Origin of the sequence: Mycolicibacterium helvum, assembly GCF_010731895.1 — a bacterium.
Taxonomy (GTDB): Bacteria; Actinomycetota; Actinomycetes; order Mycobacteriales; family Mycobacteriaceae; genus Mycobacterium; species Mycobacterium helvum.
The window spans coordinates 4363243-4380325 of the sequence record NZ_AP022596.1; the positions used below are offsets into that span (position 1 = coordinate 4363243).

A 17083-nucleotide genomic window follows, 5' to 3' on the forward strand; every position below is an offset into this window, starting at 1 on the left:
CGCCACCAACACCGAAGAGAGACTGATGACCACCGCAGCAGACACCACTGAGCTGGGCGCGGACGCTGTGCCCCCCGACGCACCGGACCCGCGCTGGGCCCGGCCTGGTCTGATCGCACTGCTGCTGGCAACCGCCATCTGCTGGACCATCGGGCTGGATCGCAATGGCTGGGGCAATTCCTTCTACGCGGCCGCCGTGCAGGCGGGTACCCAAAGCTGGAAGGCGTTCCTGTTCGGCTCGTCGGACGCCGGTAACTCGATCACGGTCGACAAACCACCCGCGTCGCTGTGGGTGATGGAAATCAGCACCCGGCTGTTCGGCATGAACTCCTGGGCGCTGCAAATTCCGCAGGTACTGCTGGGCGTGGCCTCGGTCGCACTGGTATATGCGACGGTGCGACGAACTTTCGGCCCGGGCGCGGGCCTGCTCTCCGGTGCGCTGTTGGCGCTGACGCCGGTGGCCACGTTGATGTTCCGCTATGACAACCCCGACGCGCTGCTGGTGTTCCTGATGGTTGCCGCTGTGTGGGCTCTGTTCCGCGGCATCGGAAGTGGGCGCACTCGCTGGATCGTGTTGTGCGGCATATTGATCGGCTTCGGATTTCTGACCAAGCAGCTGCAGGTCATGCTGATCACACCCGGTCTGGCCATTGCCTACCTCGTCGCTGCGCCGCCGCGGTTGCGGACGAGATTCCTCCAACTGCTCGCCGGACTGGCCGCGGCTATCGTGGCGGCCGGCTGGTGGGTCGCGCTGGTCGAGTTCTGGCCGAAGTCCGATCGTCCGTACATCGGCGGCTCCACGAACAACAGTTTCCTGCAACTCACGCTGGGCTACAACGGCCTCGGCCGCATCCTCGGCGGCGGTGCCGGTGGCGGTGGCGGGCTTCCTTCCGGTGGCGGGCACGGGGGGCCGAGTGGGCCCGGTGGTCCGATGTTCGGACAGGCCGGCATCGCCCGGTTGTTCACCACGGAGTCCAGTACGCAGATCTCCTGGCTGCTGCCCGCCGCGTTGGTGCTGATCGTCGCGGGGCTCGTACTGTGCGGACGTGCGGCCAGGACCGACCTGAAACGCGCCTCCTACATCGCCTGGGGCGGCTGGCTGCTCGTCACCGCCCTGGTATTCAGCTACATGTCGGGGATCTTCCACGACTACTACACCGTGGCGCTGGCGCCCGCGGTCGCGGCGGTGGTTGGCACCGGTGCGACACACCTGTGGCAGAACCGCGAAAAGCGCTGGATTACTGCGGTGTTGGCCTTCGTCGTCGCACTGACCGCGGCCTGGGCCTGGGTTCTGCTGAGTAAGGCGCCCGAGTTCCTGCCATGGTTGCGCTGGGTTGTCGTGGCGGCGGGGACCCTGGCCGTCGTCATGTTGCTCACGTCGTTGATTCGACCCGGCCTGACCGTCGCGACTCGCGACCTCAAGGTGTGGGCGGCGGGACTGGCCGTGGTTGCTGCCCTGGCCGGGCCGCTGGCCTACTGCATCCAAACCGTGAGCTCGGCGCACAGCGGCCCGATTGTTACCGCTGGGCCGCAGTCGAAGCACGGTGGCATGCCCGGCATGCCGGGGACCGGTTCAGGGGACCCGGGTGCGCCGGGCGACACCTCGGGTGGCGCCCCGTGGGGTCCCGCCGGCGGCGGCGCGTCCAACCAAATGACGGCGCTCCTATTGGCCAATGCCAACGACTACACGTGGGTCGGCGCAACCAGCGGATCGATGGGGGCCTCGGATTACCAACTTGCAACTGGTCATTCGGTGATGCCGATCGGTGGATTCGGTGGCGCAGATCCGGCTCCGACGCTGAAGGAGTTTCAGGGCTATGTCAACGATGGGCGGGTGCACTACTACTACGAGGCCTCCCGCCCCGGGATGCCTTCTCCCGGTGGTGACTCCGGGTCGCAGTCGGAGTCTGACAAGATCCGGGATTGGGTCAAGCAGCACTACACCCCAACGACGGTGGACGGCGTCACGGTGTACGACCTGACCGTACCCGCGCACTGAGCTGCAACGCGCTGTGGCCCAGCCGAGTTCGGGTGGGCCACCGGCGCGTTTCGAGAGGCCGGTGCTCGGAAGGCAATTGCGTGCAGACGAATGCGGCGCGCGGATCCAGAGATCCGCGCGCCGCATTTGGCTCGTCAGTCGGTTACAGCGGCGGTGGCAGGGGGACGCCGAGGACGTTGGGTCCGCCGAGTCCGATGCCCGGACCGCGCGGTGGTGGTGGCACAGCCGGTCCACCACACGGAAGCAATGGCAGGCACAGTCCGGGCGCGCCGGGGCCCGGCGGTGGTGGCGGCATGGCCGCGGCGGTCCCTGATCCGAATCCGATTGCCGCGATGGTCAATCCGGTACACACGGCTGCCGATCCGACGAGCGAACGGGTGGTGATGTGTGGCTTCTTCATCGAGTCACTCTCCTGTAGTAGGGATTGTCTAGGTGACGTAGTCGAGGTTATGACCCAAAGATGGGTGGCGGCTTTCGTCCAGTGAGGAGTTCGATAGCATTCCTGGACAACGCCTTTCATCTCACGCGCCCGCGCCGCCGCCGATGCCGGGGCGATCGGTGTTAGTCGACAGGCACGTCGAGGATCGGGCGCTGGACGCCGGCGCCGGGTCCGTCGAAATGCCACCACTCACCGGAGTAGACCGCCAAGCCGCCGTCGGCCATCGCATTGCGCAGCCGGGCACGGTTGGCCTGGGCGGCGGCGCTGACCCCGTCGGTGGCATAAGCCTGGGCGCGGGCCGAGAAGTCGTCGAAGTCGGTGCCCATGTCGACCAGCTGGCCGCGTTCGGCGATGGTCACGTCGACCGAACGTCCCGCCTCGTGGCTGCGCGCGTACTGTCCGGGTTTGGCCACCCACGCCGGATTGGGTACCGCGTCGAACATCCGCACCTGGACATCGTGCGGGCGGTAGCAATCCCAGAACACCAACACGTCACCCTGGGCCCGTAGGTCGGCCGCCGCTGTCGCCAGGCCCGGAGCCATCGACTCGTGCACCAGGCAGCGCGCATCAGCGGGATAGAGCGGGACTCCGACGAAGTTGTGGGGTGTTGCGTAGCGCAAGTCGATGACCGCGTCGGGAACCACCGTCCGCACATCGACGAAACCGGCCGCGGCGGCCTGTGGGCTGACCGGCGGAACGTCACCGGGGGCCGCTCCGGCCGGCGCGGCCACTGCGACCGCAGCCCAGATCACCGCCGCGAGGGCTGGCACGCCGCGACCAACATTCACCTCAGGACGCGTCGGTCTCATGCGGGCTAACGATGCGCTGATGCGCGGTCAGCAGCAAGTTGTCATAGGCCGCACGTGCTGGCGATGTCTCGGACTGGGACAGGCCGATGAAGTCGGCGACCACCTGGTCGGCGAGCAGCCGAAGCTTGATATTGCCCTCCTGGGAACGCCACCGCAGCAGGTCGAACGCCGCCTGCGAGTCGATGCCGTAGACGACCATCAACATTCCTTTGGCCTGTTCGATGGTCGCCCTGTTCTCGGCGATCTCGGCGATCGCCGCTTGGAGCTGTCTCTGCTGGTTGTGTTCGGTGGGGCTGACGTCGACATAGAAGCCGTGGGTGCCGATCACCGCACCGGACTCGTCCTGCAACTTGTCGGCCACCACGATCACGTGGTGGATCCGGCCGGCGGTATCGATGATGCGATGCCGAGTGCTGAATGCCTGATGGTGACCGCGGACGTCATCCAGCGTGGTCGCGACCTGTTGATAGTCGTCGGGATGTTTGTGTGACAGCACCAACTCGGTGGTCGGGGACACGGTGCCGGGTTCGTAGCCGTGCATGGCCTGGACCTCGGCCGACCATTCCCAGCGTTCGTCGTCGAAGAAGAATCGAAACCAGCCGACCTGCTCCGGGCGCACGTTCGCCTCGTCGCCGTTGGTCCCCGCCGGATCATCTTCCGAAACCATCGACACCCCTAGCCCCGACAACTCTTCACTTGTCCTGCAGTTATACAAAACGCCGCGTGGATTGGGAGGCCGAAGAGCGCCATCAAGGCAGAACCGATGGCCATCCCAGGTTCTGCGGGGCAGACATGTTCTACCCCGTCCGCCACCGCGTTCTCACGCTAATCCGCCGGAATTGGTGAGCGCGACGAATGCCCTGAAACTGCGGTGACAAAAGTGACGGATGTAACAAACTGAGTTCAGCGTCGAAAACACCTGTACAGGGTGTTCACGGGTCAGTCAGGGCCCCCGGGGACACCGTCCGGCAGAACCTGCGGAGGGACACGACGGTGAAGATCATGATGAGCGCACCCGTCCACACCGGGACGTGGGCGCGTCGCGTCGCCCTGGGGCTCGGCGCACTGGGCATCTCGACGGCAATTCTGGCGGCACCCGCGGCGTGGGCCGACCCGGCTGATCCGGCCGACCCGGCGGTGCCGATCCCAGCCGATACCAACAACCAGGTGAGCGCTGCCGGGTCCGCGGTCGCACCGACCCCCGTTCAACACCTGTCCAGCCCGGACAATCCGCCCCCGGGCACCACCGCCGTCAGCACCGACCCCTCGCCGCAGGGCCGGTTGAGCTATCTGCGCGACCTATTGCACGCCATGCGCACCCAGGAAGTGTCCGGCAGCGACGCGCTGTTGTTGCTCACCCAGCGTCCGCTCGATGCCAATGCGGCCCCGCCACCCGGGATGCCGGCGGGCCCGTCCGGACCGGTCGGCTCGTCGGCGGTGCCGCCCGCGGCCGATGCGAGCGTGCCTGCGCCAGGCTAGGCCGGATCCACCGCGTCGACAGCGGCATCGAGGCCAGGTTGGGTGTTAATGAGTTTTCGAGAGGGTGAACTGGTTGACGTCGATGTAGCCGATACGGAACATCTTGGCGCAGCCAGTCAGGTACTTCATGTATCGGTCGTAGACCTCTTCGGACTGGATCGCGACAGCCTGGTCCCGCGCAGCCGCCAACGAGGCCGCCCACATATCCAGTGTGCGCGCGTAATGCGCTTGCAGGGATTGGACCCGACCGACGGTGAAACCGGCTGCGCCCGAACGTTCTTCGACCATGGGAATCGACGGCAGTCGGCCGCCCGGGAAGATCTCGGTCACCATGAACTTGACGAATCGGGCGAACTCGAACGACAAGGGTATGCCGCGTTCGATCATCTCCTTGGGATGCAACCCGGTGATGGTGTGCAGCAGCATGACGCCGTCGTCGGGCAGTATCTCGAAGGACCTGGCGAAGAACTCGTCGTAGCGTTCGTGTCCGAAGTGCTCGAAGGCGCCGATCGACACAATGCGGTCGACGGGTTCGTCGAACTGCTCCCAGCCCTCCAGCAGGACGCGTTTGGTGCGGGCGCTGTGGGTGGCGTCGAACAAGTGTTGGACGTGTGCGGCCTGGTTCTTGCTCAGGGTCAGTCCGACGACGTTGACGTCGTAGGACTGCAGCGCCCGCATCATCGTCGCGCCCCAGCCGCAGCCGACATCGAGCAGCGTCATGCCGGGGCGCAGGCCCAATTTGCCCAGCGCCAGGTCGATCTTGGCGATCTGCGCCTGTTCCAGCGTCATGTCGTCGCGTTCGAAGTAGGCGCAGCTGTAGGTCTGAGTGGGATCGAGGAACAGCCGGAAGAAGTCGTCGGACAGGTCGTAGTGGGCCTGCACGTCCGCGAAATGAGGGGTGAGGTTGCCGTCCGGCGGCTCGTTGCTCATGAATCAGCTAATCACGTATCGGCGGGGACGCCTACCACAACTTCGTTGCGCCGCAGGAACGGAACCGTCCAGGGCGGATCGTAGAACCAGGACAGTGGATCGCCGACCGGCTCGATACCGTTGCGGTACAACGTCTCCAGGAGTTGGCGAGTGCGTTCGGCGACCGCGTCAGGGTTGATCGAGCCGGTGAACCGCAGCACCGCCATGGTCTCGCCAGGCACTTGCACCAAGCGGACCCGGTCATCGTTCGGGGTGGGTAAATCGTCCAGCGTGTACTTCGACGGCATGAAGAACCGAATGACCCACTCCCCGGACGGGCCTCGCTGGGTTGCCACCGGCGCTGTCATCGCGATCTTCTCGCTGGGCTGCGCGGCCACCGGTGCGGTCATCGCGATCTTGGTCTTGGCAGAGTTCGCGCCGAAAATATAGCGAGCCAGTCGGCGGAAACCCTCGTTGCGAGCTGACTCCTCGTCGGTCGAGACCGCGGTTTCGGCAGCGATACGCGGTCCATATCGCCGGATCTCGACGCCATCGAAGTCCCGCTCGACGCTGAAATGGGGCTCTTCGGTGCCGAGGCGAATTCCGATGATCGTGCCGCCGGCCGCCGCGATCTGTGCCATGGCACTGGCAATCTTGTTCAACATCACGCGCTCCTTCGCTCTCCAGTCAACCCGTGCACTCTCGTATTGTCCGGCGATCGCGGTGATGAGTTTCTGACGCTGAGGGGGCGACGGATTCGCCCTGCCGGCCGCTGATCCACCCGCTCCGTATATCGTCCGGTCATGAGCCGGGTTTCGATCATCACAGGTGGCGCTGGTGGCATGGGTCAGGCCACTGCGGCGATCGTCGGTCAGGACCACACGCTGGTGCTTTGTGACGTCAGACAGGATCGTCTGGATGCGGCGTCGGCTGCGCTGAGCGATCTCGGGATCACGGCCACAGCGGTCAACTGCGATGTCACCGACCGCGACGCCGTCGGCCGGCTGTTCGAGACGGCGTCGGCCATCGGGCCGATCTCCTCGGTAATCCACACCGCCGGGGTCAGCCCGAGCATGGGCACTGCCGACTACGTGATGATCACCAACGCGATCGGCACACTCAACGTCAACGAGGTGTTCTTCGCGTCGGCGGGGGACGGCGCCGCGATCGTCAACGTCGCGTCGATGGCCTCGTACATGCTGCCTGACGAACTCGTTCCGACACAGCATTTCGATCTCGCCTTCACCGACGAGGAGCGGTTCCTCGCCGAGATGCTGGCGGCGTGCGACATCGCGGGGGAGGAGATGCGCGCCGGGCTGGCCTACAGCATCAGCAAGACGTTCGTGCGGTGGTACAGCTCGTCGCAGGCCGAACGGTTCAACGGCCGCGGTCTGCGCATCGTCTCGGTCTCCCCGGGGTCCGTCGACACCGAGATGGGCCTGTTGGAAGCAGACGCCGGTGCCGGTGCAATGGTGGCCAACGCGGCGGTACCGCGCTGGGGTACGGCGCAGGAGATGGCAGAGCTGTTCGCCTTCTGCGCCAGTGACCGTGCGGGATATCTCACCGGAACCGACATCCTCAACGACGGCGGCGTGATCGCCTCGATGCGGGAACGGGCTCGGCATACGTAGCCAGCGATCGCCGATCGCGGTTCTCGGTAGACCTGTCGTCGCCTGGCACGCACATCACATCATCGACTCAAGACCTTCGCGTATTGGGTGGAGTCGATGACGTCGGCCTCGATGGGCAGCACCTTGTTCAGCAGAATTCGGTTGACCTCCGGGTCGGCGTCGGTGACGCAGTCCGCCAGGACGATTAGCCGATAGTCGAGGTCCGCGGCCGCTTCAGCTGTCGAGGTCACGACGCCGCTGGTGGCTATGCCTGCTAACACCAAGGTATCGATGTTCTTGGTACGCAACAGATTCTGAAGGGCTGGGGCGCTGAATGCGCCCACTTCGTGCTTGACGATGACGGGTTCGTCCCCGGCGGGAGCGATGTGGGCGTCCAGGCGGGATTCGGGACTTCCCTCGAGCATTCTTCCGGTACCGGGGATGCCGGCGAAGGTCTTGTTGTGTGGCGACACTTCGGGATAACCCGGGGCGAAGGCGGTCGCGACGAAGATGACGCTGACGCCGGCGCGTCGGCTGGCGCCTTCGGCGGCGGCGGTGTGCATCAACGTTGCTTGGGCGGTTTGGCCAGCCATACCGATGACGGCTTGTTGCATGTCCATCACCAGCAGCGCGGTGCGCCTCGGGTCCAGGGGTGACGCTGGGCGGTGCGGGGCGTCGAGAGCGCTGTGCACCGCGGTGGTGTTGGGCGGTGCCGACGGCGTGGGAGCGTGACCGCAGCACGTCACGATCGCCGCCACCGTCACGCACGCGATCCCCTGAGTTAGAGCTCTTTTCGGCATTCTCATGGTGTCAGTTCTGTCCGGGGCCAGGGGCGACTGGCCGTGGCTCTGCTGGAAACAGGCCGCTCAGGTCGGCGACGTCGATGACGGCGGCGTGCCGGGGAAAGACGACGTCGGTGAGGAAGTCGTGGACGGTCGGGTTGTGGTCTGCGGCGGCATCGTTGAGAACGATGATCTCGTAGTCGAGGTCCATCGCCTCGCGCACCGTACTCAGCACGACGCCGCTGGTGCTGATGCCAGCCAAGATGAGCGTGGTGATCGAGCGGGCTCTGAGTCGATGGTCGAGGTCGGTGGTGCTGAAGGCTCCAACGCGGGTTTTCCGGACGGTGATGTCTTCTGGCTGTGGGCTGAGCTGCCGGTGAATCTGCGTGGCCGCGGCGTCGGCGTGCAGCTCGGCGCGGCGATCCGGCGTTGCGGCGCGCGCCATGATGCTCAGGGGTGGAATCGCATCGAACTCGTCGTCGTCGAATCCCATTCGGACCCAGGCGATGTGCCCGCCACGCGTGCGGACGCCGAGGACGGCGGCCTCGACGTTGTCGAGCAAGGCGGGGGCGGTGGGGAGGCGGTCGAGGAAGCCGCTCTGGTAGTCCATGACGAGCAGCGCGGTGCGAAGCGGATCGAGGTGGTCGGTCACGCGGTAACCCTTCTCTGGTTGTGGTGGGATGTCGGCAGCCGGCTTGGTGGTGCGCGTCAGCGAGCGGTCGAGCACGTTGATCAGGAGGAACGCGATGCTGACAACGATGAGAAACGTTGCAAGGCGGTGCATTCCGACGGTGTCGGCGCGTTGGTCGTAGTAGCCGGCTTGGGCGGCGGAGGCGATGATGGCTCCGAGATAGCCAAAGGTTCGTAGCAGGCCGGCGCAGGCCCCGATGTCGTCGGGAGTGGCCTGTCGGTAGACGGCATTCTGCAGCGCGATGCTGTTCAAACCCTGCGGGATGCCGAAGATCAGCATGACCACGACGAGTATCCACACTGGGCTGGCGGGGTGCAGCAGCAGAAGCAGCACACACGCGACGACCTGCCCGAGGGCAGCGAAGACGAGTTTGGCGCGGATCTGCTCGCGGCGTCCGGTGAGGGCGGAGATGACGATGCCGGTGGCGAACACGGGCAGCGTCACCAGGCCCGCCTGGCTGGCGGTCAGGCCGCGTCCCTCCTGCAGCCATTGGGTGATGCCATAGAGAAAGCTGTAGGACACGACATAGGCCAGCAGTGTTCGGCCGTAGGTGAGCATGAGCGGCACGTTGCCGCCCAGTACCCGTATGTCGATGAAAGGGTCGTGGTGGCGGAGTTCGCGGGCCACGAAACCGGCTGCGGCGATGCTGCAGATGACAAGCAGATACCAGGAGCTGACGTGTGGGCTCATCAAGAAGAGCAGCAGTGCGATCAGCGTGCCGGCGAACAAGACCATGCCAGCGACGTCGAGTTTGAGATCGTCAGTGACGCCGCCACGCTGGCCACGAGGTTCGTCTTTGGGCAAGCGTCGCCACCCGAGGATGAAGGCCACCGCAGCGAAGGGGACGTTGACGGCCAAGGTTGTGCGCCAGCCGCCCAGTCCGATCAGCAGCCCGCCCAGTGCGGGACCGATCACGGCGATGGTCTGAGTGGAGATTGCCAGGATGGTCAGCACTACGGCGGGGCTGTCTTTGCCCGTACGGCCCGCTTCGTCGTGGATCAATCGCATGGCGGCGGGGTAACCCGCGCAGGTGCCGAACCCAAGGATGACTCGGGCCACGATCAGCACCGTCAAGTTTGGTGCCACGGTGCCGATGACACCGGCAAGGCCGACTAGGGCTGTCGCTGGAAGGAACAGACGTCGCGGTCCGAAGGTATCGATCAGACGACCGACGACCGGCTGACCCACCGCGGTGGCCAGATACAGGGCTGAGATCAACCACGCCGTCGCCGCCGGCGGCTCACCAAGGGCCACCCCGATCGGCACCAGCGCAACGGACACGATGGTGGAGTTGATCGGGTTCAACACCGCGCCAGACACCAAGGGCGCGATCAACGTGCGGTTGAATCCATCATCGGGGCCCACCCACCGGCGAACCCGAACGGCCATCGACCGTCGTTCGTCGGTGTCGGGGACGGAGTCGCCGTCCTCACGGTTGGGTTCTGCTGTCATGGCTCTGGGGACCCCGTCTGGGTCGATCGGTCGGCCGTTGGTGTCGCATGGGTACGCACCGACTGGCAGAAGCCACCAGAGCCAGCTGTCGAGAGGCCGTCCACAGCCACGACCATCACCGGCGGCGGCAACAACAGGCTTGCGACCCGCAACATCCCTAGCGCACCTCCTTGTCCCCGGTCCCAATTCGCGTGATCCACATGGGAACACCTCGGGGTCGAAAGTTCTTCTCAGAAATCACCGTTACCGGATGCGTGCGTGGCGCGTGGCGCGTGGCGGCTTCGGAGGCGTGCGTCCCTTCGCCGGTGACGCGACAATGAACAACCTAGAATGCGCAATTTAGATTGTCAATTGACATGACAAGGATGGGCTCGACGCGCAGGTGCGCGCGATGTGCTGGGGGATCTCGAATCACCCAGGTTTGACAGTGATAATTGCGCAATTTAAGTTGTTGGTATGACGCGGCGTCCCGACCCGAATGAGATAGGTGCGCTGTTGTATCGGAACATTGCCCTGATCGCGAGCCGGGTAAAGCGGCTCCAGGCTCCTGGTCAGCTCAGCTTGCCCGAACGCGCTGCGCTCTCACGTCTGGATCGGGGCGGCCCAACCTCGGCGGCCGAGCTGGCACGTGTCGAGCAGATCAGTCCGCAGGCGATGAGGGTCACACTCGGCGCTCTGGAATCGCAGGGCCTGGTGCAGCGTCAACCTGATCCGCAAGACGGTCGGCGCATCGTCATGTCACTGACGCCCTCCGGTGTGAAGCTGGTGCGGCACAAGCGGGACGCGCGAACGCGGCTGTTTGCGCAGGTTCTCACCGAGGAGTTCACCGACGCCGAGTTACGCATCCTCGCGCGGGCAGCACCGCTCATCGCTCGTCTGGGAGACCGACTCTGATGGCCGAGGCGACCAACCGCGATGTGAGGACACGCCCTAGGGGCGAGTCAGTTTCGCGTACCGCGCGCGGTGCTCATCGGTGGAACCGAACTCGTACTGCAGCGCGGTGAGCCGCTTGAAGTAGTGGCCGATCGCCAGTTCCTCGGTCATGCCCATGCCGCCGTGTAACTGGACGGCGTTCTGGCCAAGGAATCGGGCAGCTCGCCCGATGGTCGCCTTGGCCGCTGAGACCGCGCGGGCCCGGGCGTGCGGCTCGGCGTCGAGGTTCAGCACCGCGAGATAGACTGCGGCGACGGCCTGCTCGACCTCCATGTACATGTCGACCATGCGATGCTGCAGAACCTGGAAGTGCCCAATCGGCTGACCGAATTGCTGTCGCTGTTTGCAGTATTCGACGGTGTCAGACAGCACCTTTCGCATCGCGCCGACCGCCTCCGCGCACACCGCGGCCGCGCCTTCGTCACGGGCCTGCGCCAGCGACGGCGCCACCTCCTCGGCGAGCAGTGCGTCGGCGGGAAGGCGCAGTTGGCTGATCGTCAGGTCGGCGGCACGCCGATCATCGATGGTGCGGTAGCTGTGAGCCTCCACGCCTGCCGGTGGTGCGGCCGGGTCGAACTCGGTGAGGAACAGCGAAACCCCCTGGCGGTCCTTGGGTTCACCCGATGTGCGTGCGGTGATCAGCAGATGGGTGGCTAGCGGTGCGCTGGTGACGACGATCTTCTCGCCGGTGAGCACCCACTCCGAGCCGTCGTGGACCGCCTTCGTCGACACCGAGTGGTCGGCGGCGTCGGGCTCGGTGCTTGCCACGGCGACGATGGCGCTGCCTTCTGCGATCCGTTCCAGCAGCGTCGCGGCGGCTGGGTGGCCGGATCGCTGCAGCAGGCCGCCGGCGACCACGACCGTGTCGATGAAGGGCTCGATCGCCAGCGCACGCCCGAGCTCTTCGGCGATCACCATGATTTCGACGGGGCCCCCACCGATTCCGCCGACAGACTCCGGGAAGGCCGCCCCGAGGATGCCCAGCTCGTCGGCAAGGCCGCGCCAGATATCGGGCTGCCAGCCCAACCCGAGCTTGGCCGCGGTGCGACTCTTCTCGAGGTCGTAGCGGGTGGCCAGAAACTTGCTCAGGCCGTCGCGCAGCAGCTCTTGTTCTTTGTTCAGGTTGAAGTCCATTACAGCCCCAATGTCGCCTTGGCCAGGATGTTGCGCTGAATCTCGTTGCTGCCGGCGTAGATCGAGCCGGCCCGGTCGTTGAAGTAGCGCAGCGCCGCCACCGCCTGCCATGGCTGACCGCTGACGTAGCCGTCCGCCGGGGGTTCGAAGTCCGAGACTGGGCCGCCGGGCCGGGTGGCGTGCGGCTGATACGCCCGCCCGCGCGGGCCGGCGGCCTCCATGGCGAGTTCGGTGATGGCCTGCGAGAGTTCGGTGGACAGGATCTTCAGCATCGACGACGCGGCACCGGGATTGCGGCCCTCGGCAACTGTTGTCAGGACGCGGTATTCGAGGATCTCGAGCACTTCTGCTCGGATGCGGATGTCGGCGAGTTTTGCTGCGAACGCCGGATCGTCGATCAGCGCGCCGCCGGCCGGGCCCGGTTGTTCGGTCGCCTCGGTGGCGATCGCGCCGGCCATGGCCTGCAGCGCGGGTGCGGCTGCGCCGCCGCCTCGTTCGAACTCCAGCAAGTATTTGGCCACCGTCCAGCCGTCGTCGATCTTGCCGATCACATTCGACTTGGGTACCCGCACGGCGTCGAAGAAGATCTGATTCTGCACTTTCTCGCCGGAGGTCATTACCAGGGGCCGGATCTCGATACCCGGTGTGCTCATGTCGATGAGCACGAACGTGATGCCCTGCTGTTTCTTGGCCGAGCGTGACGTACGCACCAGCGCGAAGATCCAGTTGGCCTCTCCTGCGTGGGTGGTCCAGATCTTGCTGCCGGTGCAGATCAGGTCGTCACCGTCGTCGCTCGCCGCCATCGTCAGCGCGGCCAGGTCCGAGCCCGCCTCCGGTTCGGAGTAACCCTGGCAGAAGAACACTTCACCGGTCAGGATGCGCGGCAGGAAGTAATCCTTCTGTTCAGTGGTGCCGTAGGCGATGATCGCGTGGGCGACCATCCGGATGCCCATCGGCGACAACGACGGCGCCCCGGCCAGCGTCGATTCGCGGCTGAAGATGTAGTGCTGGGTCAGTGTCCAGTCACAGCCACCGTGCTCGACTGGCCAGGCGGGGGCGGCCCAGCCGCGGTCGTGCAGGATTGCCTGCCACGCCATGCTGGCCTCGTGGTCGGCGTACACGCTGGTCATCAGCCGGCCCGCTTGCCGCAGATCGGGGGTGAGTTTCTCGTCCAGGAACGCCCGCACCTCGTCACGGAACTCGAGATCTTTCGCCGACCACGACAGGTCCATCTGCTGTCCCCTTATCTGCGCACGGCCGTTTTCAGAAGTAACCGTATCCGGCCGGCCCTGGCGGGCCTGCCGAGGGTGCCGTCTGGACCAATTCTGCGCGGTCGGGTTTGAGGATCCAAGCACCGGGGAATAGTGCTGGGGGCCGCCGCGGGCGGCCCCCCAAACGTGACACTGAGAGGCCCGGTCCCTGGACAAGGGGCCGGGCCTTTCGTCTGCCCGGGTCAGGTGGCCGTATCTTCCGAATTGGACTCATGAAAGGTCCTGATCTGCAGTCGTCGAACGCCGACCTGCCCGACGCATCGGAGGCCGTTGACCATCAATGACTCGCGCGACAGTTGTCTTGACCTTGTGGTCGACGACGTCACCACATTGCTCGACCGCGCCCCCGGCCGGGTGGTCGTCGGCATCACCGGGCCGCCCGGGGCGGGCAAGTCGACGATGGCGCTGGCGATGGTGGCGTCCTTCGGCGGCGCGGCGTATCTACCGATGGACGGCTTCCACTTGTCCAACGCCGCACTGGACCGGCTGGGTTGCCGCGATCGCAAAGGTGCGATCGACACTTTCGACGCCGCGGGCTACCTGGCCACCCTCGTGCGGGTGGCGGGGGAGTTCGGCCGCCGCGATGTGTACGTGCCAGCTTTCGACCGGCGCCTGGATGAACCGATCGCCGCCGGCCATATCGTGCCTGCCGCCAGTCGGCTGGTGATCACCGAGGGCAATTACTTGGGTGTGCCCGACGGCGACTGGGCCGCGGTGCGTCCGCTGCTGAACCGACTGTACTACGTCGACTGCTCCCCGCAGGTACGGCGGGAACGGTTGGTAGTGCGGCACATTGACGGGGGACGGACGTCGGAGGAGGCGCAAGCCTGGGTCAACGAGGTCGACGAGCTGAACGCGCGGCTGATCGCCACGACCAGACAGTTCTGCGATCGGGTGGTCGACCGCTGCTGACGCGCCGAACGTAACGGCAGGGCGCGATTCGGCGCCGAGTTCCGCCCTGGCGTTGCGTTCGACGACTAACAGCAGCGCGCGGTCGGGTTGGTGTCGGCGTCGTGGTGGCGCAGGCGCCAGTACTGCGCCTCGGTGAGCACCGGCTCACCGGGGTGAGTGCGTGCCCGGTGTTCGACGTAGCGGCGGTAGTGGGAATCACCCATCAATGCGCCGATGTACCAACGGATTTGGCGTGCGGCGCGGGTAGCGCGTCCCATTGTTTCTGCACCTCCTTCTCTGCGGAGGTGGTGATCAGGCTGGACGGGCCGAAGATCTTCGACGGCACCGGCGTGTCCTCGCTGAGCTCACGGCCGCCGCCGCGGATCGCCCGCAGCGCCATGATCACACCGGCGAGGACGACGATGATCACCAAGACGGCGAACACGATCGACAACGTGCCCTGAATGAAGGTGTTGCGGATGACGGCGTGCAGCTGGTCGGCATTCTTGGCCGAGCCGAAGGTGGTCTTTCCGGCTTCCGTGGCGGCGCGGTACTGGAAGTGCTGCGTCCAGTAGCCGAGCTTGGGATCGCCGGAGAAGATCTTCTGCCACGACGCGGTGAGGGTGACCACCAGGTCCCACAGCAGCGGGATCCCAGGAATCCACGCCCATTTCAGCAGTCCCTTCTTGATCACCACGACGGTCACCACGGTCAGCGCGATCGCGGCCAGCAGCTGGTTGGCGATGCCGAACAGCGGGAAGAGCGTGTTGATGCCGCCGAGCGGATCGGTGACCCCCATCAGCAGGATCGAACCCCAGCCGGCGACCACGACCAGGCTGCAGATCCAGGCCCCAACCCGCCAGCTCGGATTGCGCAGCCGCTTGAGCGGACCACCGAGGTTGGCCAGGGCGTCAGAGAGCATGAATCGGGCGACCCGGGTGCCGGCGTCGACGGTGGTCAGGATGAACAGTGCCTCGAACATGATCGCGAAGTGGTACCAGAACGCCTTCAGTGAGGCACCGCCGAACACCTGATGCAGGACTTCGGACATGCCGAACGCCAACGTCGGCGCCCCGCCGGTGCGGGAGACGATCGTCTCCTCACCCACACTCGTGGCGGCCTCGGTGATCTCGGCCCCGGTGATCGGAGCGCCGGACAGGCCGAGGCTGTTGACATATTTGGCAGCCGTCTCGGCGGTGGCGCCGGTCTGGGCTGACGGCGCGTTGATCGCGAAGTACAAATGCTGGTTGAGGATCGCCGCGGTGATCAGTGCCATGATCGCGACGAACGACTCGGTGAGCATGCCGCCGTAGCCGATCAGCCGCATCTGGCTTTCCTTCTCCAGCAGCTTGGGTGTGGTGCCCGACGAGATCAGGGAGTGGAAGCCCGACAGTGCGCCGCAGGCGATGGTGATGAACAGGAACGGAAACAGCGAGCCGGCGAACACCGGGCCCGCACCGCTCTCGGCGAACTTCGAGATTGCCGGGGCCGCCATGATCGGCCGGGCGAGCAGGATGCCCACCGCCAGCAGCGCGATGGTGCCGACCTTCATGAACGTCGACAGATAGTCGCGTGGCGCCAACAACAACCACACCGGCAGCACCGAGGCGGCCAGCCCGTAGGCGATGATGCACCACGACAGGGTGACCTTGGACAGCGTGAACCAGTCTGTGCCCCAATCGGTTCCGGCGACCCAGCCGCCGCTGGCCACAGCAAGAAGTAGCAGGACGACACCGATCAGCGAGACCTCGGAGACCCGGCCAGGCCGCAGGAACCGCAGATACAGGCCCATGAAGATCGCGATCGGGATCGTCATCGCGATGGAGAACACACCCCACGGGCTTTCGGCCAGCGCACCCACCACGACCAGGGCCAGCACCGCCAGCAGGATGACCATGATGACCAGCACGGCCACGATGGCCGCGACACCGCCGATCGCGCCGAGTTCGTCGCGGGCCATCTGCCCCAGCGAGCGACCGCGTCTGCGGGTGGAGATCGACAGCACCAGGAAGTCCTGGACGCAGCCGGCGAAGACCGCGCCGATGATGATCCAGATCGTGCCGGGCAGGTAGCCCATCTGCATCGCCAGCACCGGCCCGACCAGCGGGCCGGCCCCGGCGATGGCGGCGAAGTGGTGACCGAACAACACTCGCCGGTCGGTGGGCATGTAGTCGGTGCCGTTCTCGAAAATCTCCGCCGGCGTGGCGTGCTCGTCGTGGGGACGGACCAGCTTCATCTCGATAAGCCGGGCGTAGAACCGGTAGCCGATGACGTATGTGCAGATCGCGGCGATGACGAACCAGACGGCGTTGACGGTCTCGCCACGGAAGAAGGCGATCACCGCCCATGCGACCGCCCCGAGGACGGCGACCGCGCCGAAGATCAGTTTGTGCCGGGTCGTGATCGGCGAGTGGTCGACGACGGCGACCGGCGGCAGATCCTTCTCGGTACGGATGTAGGTGACGTCGCCCCTGGTCTCCTCGATGTACTCCGACGGCGCGGCGGTCGGTGAAGCCACGTGTTCCTCCCTTGACGAGACGTATCTGGGCGAGCGCAGCGACGGGAACGTCCCGGTGCTTGGCTGTGGCTCTGATCCTGTCATCCGACCAGTGGCCCATGTCGCAAAGGGCCGCGAAACTCCGCGGGCTTCTCACCCGGGATGCCCACCCGGTTGGGGGATGTGA

At 65.8% G+C, this 17083-nt stretch carries 16 protein-coding genes; 5 read left to right on the forward strand and 11 right to left on the reverse strand.

The genetic code is table 11. The annotated features are described in order from the left end of the window. Nucleotides 1–25: 25 nt before the first annotated feature. Nucleotides 26–1999: a glycosyltransferase family 39 protein gene (locus G6N38_RS20485; protein ID WP_163749866.1), complete on the forward strand. Its 1974-nt coding sequence runs from the start codon at nt 26–28 to the stop codon at nt 1997–1999. A gap of 142 nt (nt 2000–2141) precedes the next feature. Here G6N38_RS20485 and G6N38_RS31040 read toward each other — a convergent pair whose 3' ends face one another. The 3 genes from G6N38_RS31040 to G6N38_RS20500 form a co-directional block, all read right to left on the reverse strand. Continuing rightward, on the reverse strand, nt 2142–2399 hold the full coding sequence (locus tag G6N38_RS31040) for a hypothetical protein (protein ID WP_163749867.1): 258 nt from the start codon (nt 2397–2399) through the stop codon (nt 2142–2144). 161 nt (nt 2400–2560) lie between these two features. Beyond that, complete coding sequence (locus tag G6N38_RS20495) at nt 2561–3247, reverse strand: M15 family metallopeptidase (protein ID WP_179968420.1); 687 nt, start codon at nt 3245–3247, stop codon at nt 2561–2563. Next, nucleotides 3228–3914, reverse strand: a complete 687-nt coding sequence (locus G6N38_RS20500) for a PAS and ANTAR domain-containing protein (RefSeq protein ID WP_163749868.1) — start codon at nt 3912–3914, stop codon at nt 3228–3230. Before G6N38_RS20500 ends, G6N38_RS20495 begins: the two co-directional genes overlap by 20 nt. Before the next feature lie 335 nt (nt 3915–4249). Here G6N38_RS20500 and G6N38_RS20505 point away from each other — a divergent pair, with 335 nt between their 5' ends. Continuing rightward, nucleotides 4250–4726, forward strand: coding sequence for a hypothetical protein (locus tag G6N38_RS20505; protein ID WP_246227350.1), 477 nt, complete (start codon nt 4250–4252; stop codon nt 4724–4726). 45 nt (nt 4727–4771) lie between these two features. On the opposite strand, the gene cmaA1 is transcribed toward G6N38_RS20505, so the two are convergent. Then, the gene (gene cmaA1 / locus G6N38_RS20510; protein WP_163749869.1) at nt 4772–5656 is read right to left on the reverse strand and encodes a cyclopropane mycolic acid synthase CmaA1; all 885 of its coding nucleotides are present in this window, start codon (nt 5654–5656) and stop codon (nt 4772–4774) included. Between the two features lie 11 nt (nt 5657–5667). Beyond that, nucleotides 5668–6300 (reverse strand): SOUL family heme-binding protein, encoded by a 633-nt coding sequence (locus G6N38_RS20515; protein ID WP_163749870.1) that lies wholly within the window; start codon nt 6298–6300, stop codon nt 5668–5670. A 138-nt stretch (nt 6301–6438) separates the two neighbouring features. Between G6N38_RS20515 and G6N38_RS20520 the strand changes: the two genes are divergently transcribed. Next, nucleotides 6439–7266 (forward strand): SDR family oxidoreductase, encoded by an 828-nt coding sequence (locus G6N38_RS20520; protein ID WP_163749871.1) that lies wholly within the window; start codon nt 6439–6441, stop codon nt 7264–7266. A 59-nt stretch (nt 7267–7325) separates the two neighbouring features. Here the strand turns inward: G6N38_RS20520 and G6N38_RS20525 are convergent, their stop codons facing one another. Both G6N38_RS20525 and G6N38_RS30395 read right to left on the reverse strand, forming a co-directional pair. Further along, a complete protein-coding gene (locus tag G6N38_RS20525; protein WP_197748095.1) occupies nt 7326–8009 on the reverse strand; it encodes a cysteine hydrolase family protein in 684 nt (227 codons plus the stop codon). Between the two features lie 46 nt (nt 8010–8055). After that, entirely contained in the window at nt 8056–10170 is a 2115-nt protein-coding gene (locus tag G6N38_RS30395) for an MFS transporter (protein WP_163749872.1), read from the reverse strand. Nucleotides 10171–10626: 456 nt separating this feature from the next. Here G6N38_RS30395 and G6N38_RS20535 point away from each other — a divergent pair, with 456 nt between their 5' ends. Further along, nucleotides 10627–11064 (forward strand): MarR family winged helix-turn-helix transcriptional regulator, encoded by a 438-nt coding sequence (locus tag G6N38_RS20535; protein WP_163749873.1) that lies wholly within the window; start codon nt 10627–10629, stop codon nt 11062–11064. Nucleotides 11065–11100: 36 nt separating this feature from the next. Here the strand turns inward: G6N38_RS20535 and G6N38_RS20540 are convergent, their stop codons facing one another. Both G6N38_RS20540 and G6N38_RS20545 read right to left on the reverse strand, forming a co-directional pair. Then, nucleotides 11101–12237, reverse strand: coding sequence for an acyl-CoA dehydrogenase family protein (locus tag G6N38_RS20540; RefSeq protein WP_163749874.1), 1137 nt, complete (start codon nt 12235–12237; stop codon nt 11101–11103). Continuing rightward, entirely contained in the window at nt 12237–13469 is a 1233-nt protein-coding gene (locus tag G6N38_RS20545) for an acyl-CoA dehydrogenase family protein (protein WP_163749875.1), read from the reverse strand. Before G6N38_RS20545 ends, G6N38_RS20540 begins: the two co-directional genes overlap by 1 nt. A gap of 309 nt (nt 13470–13778) precedes the next feature. On the opposite strand from G6N38_RS20545, the gene G6N38_RS20550 reads away from it, so the two are divergent. Continuing rightward, a complete protein-coding gene (locus tag G6N38_RS20550; protein WP_322790540.1) occupies nt 13779–14420 on the forward strand; it encodes a nucleoside/nucleotide kinase family protein in 642 nt (213 codons plus the stop codon). A 65-nt stretch (nt 14421–14485) separates the two neighbouring features. Here the strand turns inward: G6N38_RS20550 and G6N38_RS20555 are convergent, their stop codons facing one another. Beyond that, entirely contained in the window at nt 14486–14623 is a 138-nt protein-coding gene (locus tag G6N38_RS20555) for a CstA-like transporter-associated (seleno)protein (protein ID WP_407662782.1), read from the reverse strand. Next, nucleotides 14623–16917, reverse strand: coding sequence for a carbon starvation CstA family protein (locus G6N38_RS20560; protein ID WP_163749877.1), 2295 nt, complete (start codon nt 16915–16917; stop codon nt 14623–14625). Before G6N38_RS20560 ends, G6N38_RS20555 begins: the two co-directional genes overlap by 1 nt. Between the last annotated feature and the right edge of the window lie 166 nt (nt 16918–17083).